Origin of the sequence: Endozoicomonas atrinae (assembly GCF_001647025.1) — a bacterium.
Classification (GTDB): domain Bacteria; phylum Pseudomonadota; class Gammaproteobacteria; order Pseudomonadales; family Endozoicomonadaceae; genus Endozoicomonas; species Endozoicomonas atrinae.
Window position 1 is genome coordinate 61,642 of the sequence record NZ_LUKQ02000003.1, and the last position, 7,254, is coordinate 68,895.

Here is a 7,254-nt window from a genome sequence, read left to right on the forward strand (position 1 = left end):
AAATTTATCAGTGATTTACGAATGTTTTCGCGGGTTGTCGAAGTGTGGTTGTTTTTTTTGCGCGGTTGTTGCTTGGTGTTCTGTTGTTTTCCGAGGGTTTCTCCTTGGGGAGGCCAAGTGGTTGGCTCGTTAAGGCGCTATACCTGTTTTGATATCCTCAATAGAGGACCAAACTCATTAACAGAGTTGAAGAGTAAAAAACACTTACTTAAGTGAGACCCCGACTCTATCGGTTATGATAAAGGCTGTATCTTCAAGATAATAAGCCGCTTCATTAATAAATACCGGATGACCTGGTTCGCCGGAATATCTGATTTCATCGCCCTGAAAGGTCATAAATATAGGATGATTGGCTTCCAGCAGCCGATAGTCACGATCCTGAAGATCCTTATGAACCATTGCTGTCAGATCTCCCTCACCATCTCTGGGATAAGGTACCTTTTCCCTGAACTTAAACACTGTCACTTCTTCAGGAAGTTTGGGCTCCTCACGGGTCTTGCTGAGTGTCAGGAACTTAACGACCAGCTCTACGACTTTTTCCGTGGCTTCAAAGAGGTCGTGACGAAGCACAGCATTGGGTAAGGGGCCAACCTCAATGACAATACCAAAACGGGAAATGCTGTTTAACGACTGATGTTGAACACGGTCCATATCGCTGAGAAGGATACGGGCTTCGGGCATATTTTTCTGAACATAAGCCGCAGAGCGAAGGTTTAATGGCTCATTGTTTCTGACGATCAGAGTAATGCCCATATTGGCGGTTGTACTGTGGAGATCAATGATAAAGTGTTGGCCCGGCTCATCCTGGCTAAGTCTTTGAGAGAAGTGCCTGGAAATTACTCTTGCCAGCTGACACTCATGCTGACTCTGGGTACCTGTGAGAATATGGGGAGAAAAGGATCGGTTCAGGTCCTGATCGATAAAGCGTTTTGCCTGGGCAAATGCTTCCGGATTTGCCAGAAGTGTTGATACTTCGATGGCATTATCCTGGTAAATACCGACTTGTTCAGCCTTACGGACGAAGTAAGGGCCGATGTATTCATTACCGTGGGTTCCACCAACAATGGTTACTTTATCAATGATCTGACTCTTGTCATCTTTCATCATTAACCTCACTGACAGCTCAACTATTATGTGACCTTTTTGACTGCTGCCTCAGTTCGTTCTCAGTTAACATGCCTGATAAGCGATGTTGTCGCCAGCCATTGACCACGGATCTAATTATTTGTAATAAACAATAATGCTTGCCGGTACTGATTCTATTTTGATGATTTCGCCATTTTTTCCGTATGCTTTAGGCTCTGGCTTGAGCAGAGCCAGCAACCTTATGTCAACAGAGCTGATAGTTTATAGTTTTTTTTATAATCTAATTTTAGTTGAGCTTCTTGATAAGAGTATCAATGCCAGATCTGTAATTGTCTACCCAATGGCAGGGGGAAGCCCTAGGGGGCGTTACCAACTGGCCATTCAATCAGTTGGTCATACAATCACTCAGGCAAGGCGAACGGCGTAGGACATGGTGCTTCCCTGTTCAAGGCGTTCAACACGGCATGAGTGCTTGTATGACCAACCCGAAGGGCCACCCATTATTTGCACCATACAGCGTTGCTCACTGCTCATGTGGAGCAACCACAATACGCAGCTCGCGCCTTTATGCCCTAAGGGTATTGTCTGGCACAAATAATGGGTGGCTGGTTGTATGTCCAGTTGGTAACGCCCCCTAGAGCAAAGCCCGGTTGATCTAACTTCAGGAAGCAAGTCTGTGTTTGAACTCAACGTAGTGAATACGGTTATGAGCTGCCAATTATCAGGTCTTATACCAATCGTGGTTTCTAACTCCCGTTATGAGCAAGAAGATTTGAGCCTTAGCTATGGCGACGATCGGTAACGCAGGATTAAGGCCCAAATCTTCAGCGCAATTAGGGAGTTAGAAGGTTCGATTGGTATTACACTTCGGTCGCAAAGGTTTTAGTGAATAGGATGGATATTAGGGGGATATAAGGTTCCAAACTCAGTGGTCTATGAAGCCGCATTTCATGTAGTTCTGCATCAAACCAGCCCTTCGAAGCTGGAAGCTGGCTACAAACCGAGTTGCATAAACCATGCTCTTGGTCAGGGCGTTCTGGCTTGAACTGATAAAGGAATCTTGTGTAGTTAACCATAGGATTCCAAATAGCCCGCTGCTCACATCTTTATTTCAAGTAGAGAAATTTTTTCAAGCTGCACTGGAAGAACCAACTCTCCTCCTGCCTGCAGGCTTTTTAATTGCAGTTCCTTTTCGTTAAGGCTATTAATAAAACCTTCATACTGTCGTCCATTACTCAGTGTGATTCTGATTTGCCTCAGTTCACCTGCAGTCAAGCTGGCTGGCTCTACAGGCTGGTACTGGATATGTTTGCCAACATACACTGCTCTTGGGTCTATTTCATCTTCAGGCAGGGAGACAGGGTGGTCATCATTCTGTTCAGATATAGTGTTTTCCCTATGCCCATCTACTTCAGGTGGTTCAGTGCTGCTCAATATTACTGCCTGCAGATCACCAACTTTTTTACTCATCTCTTCTGGAATAATAGTGAGCATTGGGGCAATGATCTCTTTATTATTAATCGATACAAAGCGCTGACTGACGACCGGAACTGAATCTTTCCAGTACTGCCGGTTCAATAGAAACGGAGATTGGAATTCCAGGCTAATGGAGACGGTCTCTGGCTTATTTAGAAAGTCCTGGTAAGCATCTCGAATAGAGCCCCCTGGAATAACACCCCATAATGCAGCGTAGTATTGATTCTCCCTTGATACTTCTCGGGCAATATACTCAGTAGTAGAAGTACCAGAGCGTTGAGCACAGAATCTGACTTTCCGGTTGATATAACCATCATCCTGATAAACAAAAGAAAGCTGTTTTAGTCCCGGTGTTTCTGTTTTGAGTGCTTGCCAGTCAAGATGGCTCACGTTATCAATGGACATCCCCAAAGTAGTAAATCCAAAACCTTGAATTTCGGTATCAATTGAAACATCAAGAGTTTGGTTGAAGTCATGGAAGCGATACTGGAGTCCGAGGTTGACTAAGGTGGAAGGGGTGTATCCCATTGATTTCATCTGAGCAGGACCAAGCAACAGATGGTTTTTGCAAGTTCCGGTAAGGCTTGTGTTTAACTGCTCATTTCTCTTGGAAAAATGCGCTTCAAGGAGAGGGTTGTCGAGGAAAAATAAGTTCATGCCCTGCAGTTCTACAGCTCTACAGCAAGGGATTCCGGGACTAGAGAGTAATCACCTTTTAAGGCCAGCTGGTACAGATCATAAAGCTCTGGAAAGCGAAGAGATATTCGTTGTATTTCCAGTTTGGGCTGTTGGCCAAACTGTAGATCTACCGTTGCATTGCGTAGCTTGATGATTCCACTCAGGTCGATATCAATGATCTCATAGCTGACGCGGGCGTAAGGGGATATATTGGCAATCCATTGATTAACCATCAATGTGATTTTACTGGATAAAAAGTACTTCATTCCCGGCAAAATAACGGCTGCCAGAATTGCGACCAGCGTAAGTCCTTTTAAAAAACGGAGCACTTCATTACCCTGCATCATCCATAAAATCTGTACATGGCTGAGAATTTTGCCAGCAATTCACAAGGGAAGCCAGCTCCCTTTCTTCTCTTTGCGACACTCGTCAGCATTAATGAGTCGATTTTTTAATCCATTGTCTGAGTTGAGGTTCAGGTAGGGCCCCTGAAACCCTGCCTACTTCCTTTCCACCCTTAAAGCAGATCAATGTAGGAATGCTTCGGATATTAAACTGTTGAGCGGGCAAGGGGTGCTGCTGGGTATCCAGCTTGGCGAGCCTTACATCAGGCTCCATTTCCTGTGCCAGTTTGCTGAAAGTCGGAGCCATGGCTTTACAGGGGCCGCACCAGGGAGCCCAGAAATCAACAATAACAGGAATATCTGTCTGGCTGATAAAACGCTGAAATGTTCCGGCACTCAATTCTGCCGGTTGACCTGAAAAGAGAGGGGATCTGCATTTACCGCAGTTAGGCCCGTCACTCAGCCTGTCCTTTGGAACCCGATTGGTGGTATTACACCTGGGGCAGGCTATTTGTTGTACTTTTGACATATTCGGTTCCAGTTTGACCAATGGATTTTACTGATTGCTGCCAACCTCCAGGAAGCTGTCCGGAAATAGACTGCACCTAAGTGGCAGTTTTTCCTGCATCCATGCAGTCGTGTGGTACCAGCAAATGGGTCTAAAAATTACGTTTGGTCCGGTAAGTAGAATCACTATTCACCTTACAGAACCTAATATTACCCTCTATTTTCTGCGATCTGTTCTCGGTCCACTTCCCTGAAAGTTCGGTCTGACCCACCATACTGGAACTTATCCTGATTTCCAGTGTCTTAGTTTAATAGGGAAAAATAATAATCAATTCAATATGATGGCAGAGTGCTTTCTTTGCTTCGGACTAATCAGGTGGCCCCATGGCAGTAGCTGTATCCACTCAATTAGCTGTACCCACGCAACCGGCTGCACCCTCACAGCTGGGTTTGCGGGGTCCTGTCGATCAAACAGCGAATGCAAGCCGTTCAGTCATTGAAAAAGAAAAAAATACATATGCTTTTGATTCTTTCGGTAACCTCAAGCAGGTGAGGGAGGTAGAGCGTTGGGAGCTCAGGACTGTTCATGACCCGAATTTTGGTGAGAGGCGGTTTGTAAAGGCATTAGGGCGGCAGATCATTGAGAGAAATATAGCAAGTAACCCGCAGACAACATGTGTATGTATAGCGCAGCCTACACCGCCAATAGTTGTTTCACCGGGACCGGTCATCAGAAACGCTGCCTATCCGGCTAATGTGGTACCTGCTGCCTGGAGGGCATTACCAGATAGATCGATTGTTTCTTTCTCCCCGATGCCTCATGCCATGTATGTTTTTGTCGTCAGGCCTGACCTGTTAGAAACCCCGTCAGCGCGAATAGTGATAGAGGTCATATCAAAAGTTGCTCAACTGGTTGCCCTGTTATCTGGTGGGAGTGTTCAGCTGATTGATTCCAAGCAGGAGAAACCTGATGGTCACTCCACTTTACAGGAGGGCTGTTTCTATCTGTCTCAATCACATTCAATTAGTGGATTATTATGTGATCTTATTAATAATCTCAGGCTGCAGGGGCACCCGGAAGATATTCAGAACGCTGTGGATTTACCCAGATTGGAGGAAAAGCTGTCTTTCGCTTTGAAAGATCCTGCGCTACTGTCAGATCCTGATTTATTACAGGAGCTTGATTCTCTTATTAATCAGTACTCCATTGTAGCTGAACAGAAAGGCCTTTCCATTAACAGGCAATGCCATTCAGAGTTATTAAAGCCGGGGGTAGTAAATGCTTTCAATACTGGGGTGGAGAATGATGGGGTGTCCTTGTCAGCGAAGCCTGGTTTAAATAATGGTCGTGGCGAGCATGAAGTGAAAAATGGGGAACGGTCTGTTCCCTCTGGTAAAAACAGTGCTCATGAGGTTGGTCGCGCTGAGTCAGGTAACAAGGCCGGTATCAATACCAATATCAATAATAGTGCAATGCCAGTCAGTTCCAATCAGGTCATTGGTCCGTTAAACCAGTTACTTGCTGCCACTGGTTTAGCCAATATTGTCGCGCAGCCACTCATTGCAGCGGAAAGTGGTCCAAAGCAGCTGCCTCCCATTATTTTGCCGAATGCCAATCCGGGGAGCCGATCCGATAAAAGAAGAAAAAGCAGGAAAGAACTTAAAGAAGAGGAAGAAAAAGAAAGAGAGGGTGAAGGTGGAGGCGGAGGCTTCATATTTGATGATGAGCCTTTTGACCCTTTCAGTGAGTAGAGACTAATTAGAAATATGACCAGCAGCTTATGATTTGTGCCATACAGTACCTGTTCAGGGATAAAGGTGGAGCTGTGTGGTGAGACTCGTGCTTTATCGCCGTTGCTGGTGTCATTTCTAAATAAACAATTAATACTGACTGGTTAGAGGTTTCGTAGATGGTGTATGGGTTAAATAGTTTGCCGTGCTATGAGAAAAAGTTGAATATCTCTGTCCCTTTATCCCATATGGGGGAGGTGAAGGAATGCAGGGCTCAGGCTGTTAATGATTTTGAGTGCTTTATGCTACCTTCTGAGGTGCGAGGCCAAACAGAGGTGTGTCGGATGCTTCAACGTTCGATTTGCCTGCCGGATAAAAATCCTCTGGATTTTCGGGAATTGACACCAATAACAATTAAACAGTTAACTTGCTATCTTTCATTAGAGGTGCAGCACTCACGTTTGGAGAAAGGAGTAATTCAGGATGAGAGACTTACCCTTAAATCGTTAACAGAACAGTGTAAAAAAATGTTGGATGATCTGAGGAGTAAAAGTTTACAGGGATATGAGGGGTATGGGCGTTCCTTAAGATTTAAAATGTTGACCGGAGACGGGGATGAGTATGAGCTGCTGGTACCAGATGTTTTCACAAGGTCAGAGGTCATTGATGTAGAAATTCAAAAGTTGGATTCAGAAAGAGTCGCGTCGGACCTGATTCGAGTAACTAACAGACATATTGCATCTATTGTATTAAGGAAATGTTGGCGTAACCTGCTTTTAAATGATGTGGCCTATAAAAAGGCCAGTGAAGCGTACAATCTCGCTCGTAAAAAGAGTACTGATTTCAATAAAGATGTTTATGCTCCGGCGAGGAGGCTTGCATCTTCTAGTCTGGATGCAAGAAGGAATCTTGAAAAGGTGACAGAAGAGTACAACGAACTTCAGAAGAGTGTACCTTTATGCAAAAAAGAGCTTGCCAAAATAGAAAAGGATACGCGATGTGCGACTTTGTAAGAAGCTATCTCAAATTACTAGCATGATGGTAAGTCCAACTTAAATCTTCAAAATCACACAACTATACGCTTTCCGTTTTTTTAATCTTCGGAAATAAGGTTCTCAAATTGTATTGCAGGACGACCAGCAATTATATTCAGATAAGAACCAATATTATGTGCCAGTAACTTCCGAGCGATACGTGATGTCATATGCCATCTATCTCGACAACGGCACTTTTCTATTTCAAAGCGCTCTGTCAATTGACCTATCACTGTTTCTATTCGCCGTCGCACCCGTAGTACCAGCTTTACAAACGTCTTCGGACGATCGTCTTGCATGTTTTTTCTCAGTGGCGTCTGAAGATCAATACCTAATTCCTGACAATCAGTTTTAAACTCAGGTCTTATATAGCCCTTATCGCCAAGCAAGAGGCCAGA

8 protein-coding genes are annotated in these 7,254 nt (G+C 44.6%); 2 read left to right on the plus strand and 6 right to left on the minus strand.

Features of this window, described 5'->3' with window-relative positions; translation table 11 throughout:
• Positions 1–204: 204 nt before the first annotated feature.
• From AK963_RS01155 to trxC, 5 genes are all read right to left on the minus strand, one after another.
• Positions 205–1,107: an aspartoacylase gene (locus AK963_RS01155; RefSeq protein WP_083232379.1), complete on the minus strand. Its 903-nt coding sequence runs from the start codon at positions 1,105–1,107 to the stop codon at positions 205–207.
• Positions 1,108–1,491: 384 nt separating this feature from the next.
• On the minus strand, positions 1,492–1,620 hold the full coding sequence (locus tag AK963_RS36530; protein WP_274520484.1) for a hypothetical protein: 129 nt from the start codon (positions 1,618–1,620) through the stop codon (positions 1,492–1,494).
• A 564-nt stretch (positions 1,621–2,184) separates the two neighbouring features.
• Entirely contained in the window at positions 2,185–3,090 is a 906-nt protein-coding gene (locus AK963_RS01160) for a hypothetical protein (protein ID WP_139117187.1), read from the minus strand.
• 140 nt (positions 3,091–3,230) lie between these two features.
• On the minus strand, positions 3,231–3,587 hold the full coding sequence (locus AK963_RS01165) for a hypothetical protein (protein ID WP_066013354.1): 357 nt from the start codon (positions 3,585–3,587) through the stop codon (positions 3,231–3,233).
• Positions 3,588–3,675: 88 nt separating this feature from the next.
• The gene (gene trxC, locus AK963_RS01170) at positions 3,676–4,113 is read right to left on the minus strand and encodes a thioredoxin TrxC (RefSeq protein WP_066013355.1); all 438 of its coding nucleotides are present in this window, start codon (positions 4,111–4,113) and stop codon (positions 3,676–3,678) included.
• Between the two features lie 362 nt (positions 4,114–4,475).
• Here trxC and AK963_RS01175 point away from each other — a divergent pair, with 362 nt between their 5' ends.
• Together AK963_RS01175 and AK963_RS01180 are read left to right on the plus strand one after the other, a co-directional pair.
• On the plus strand, positions 4,476–5,843 hold the full coding sequence (locus AK963_RS01175; protein ID WP_066013356.1) for a hypothetical protein: 1,368 nt from the start codon (positions 4,476–4,478) through the stop codon (positions 5,841–5,843).
• Positions 5,844–6,166: 323 nt separating this feature from the next.
• Positions 6,167–6,835: a hypothetical protein gene (locus AK963_RS01180; protein WP_139117188.1), complete on the plus strand. Its 669-nt coding sequence runs from the start codon at positions 6,167–6,169 to the stop codon at positions 6,833–6,835.
• A gap of 80 nt (positions 6,836–6,915) precedes the next feature.
• Here the strand turns inward: AK963_RS01180 and AK963_RS01185 are convergent.
• On the minus strand, positions 6,916–7,254 hold a 339-nt coding region (locus AK963_RS01185; RefSeq protein WP_139117189.1), incomplete at its 5' end, for a transposase.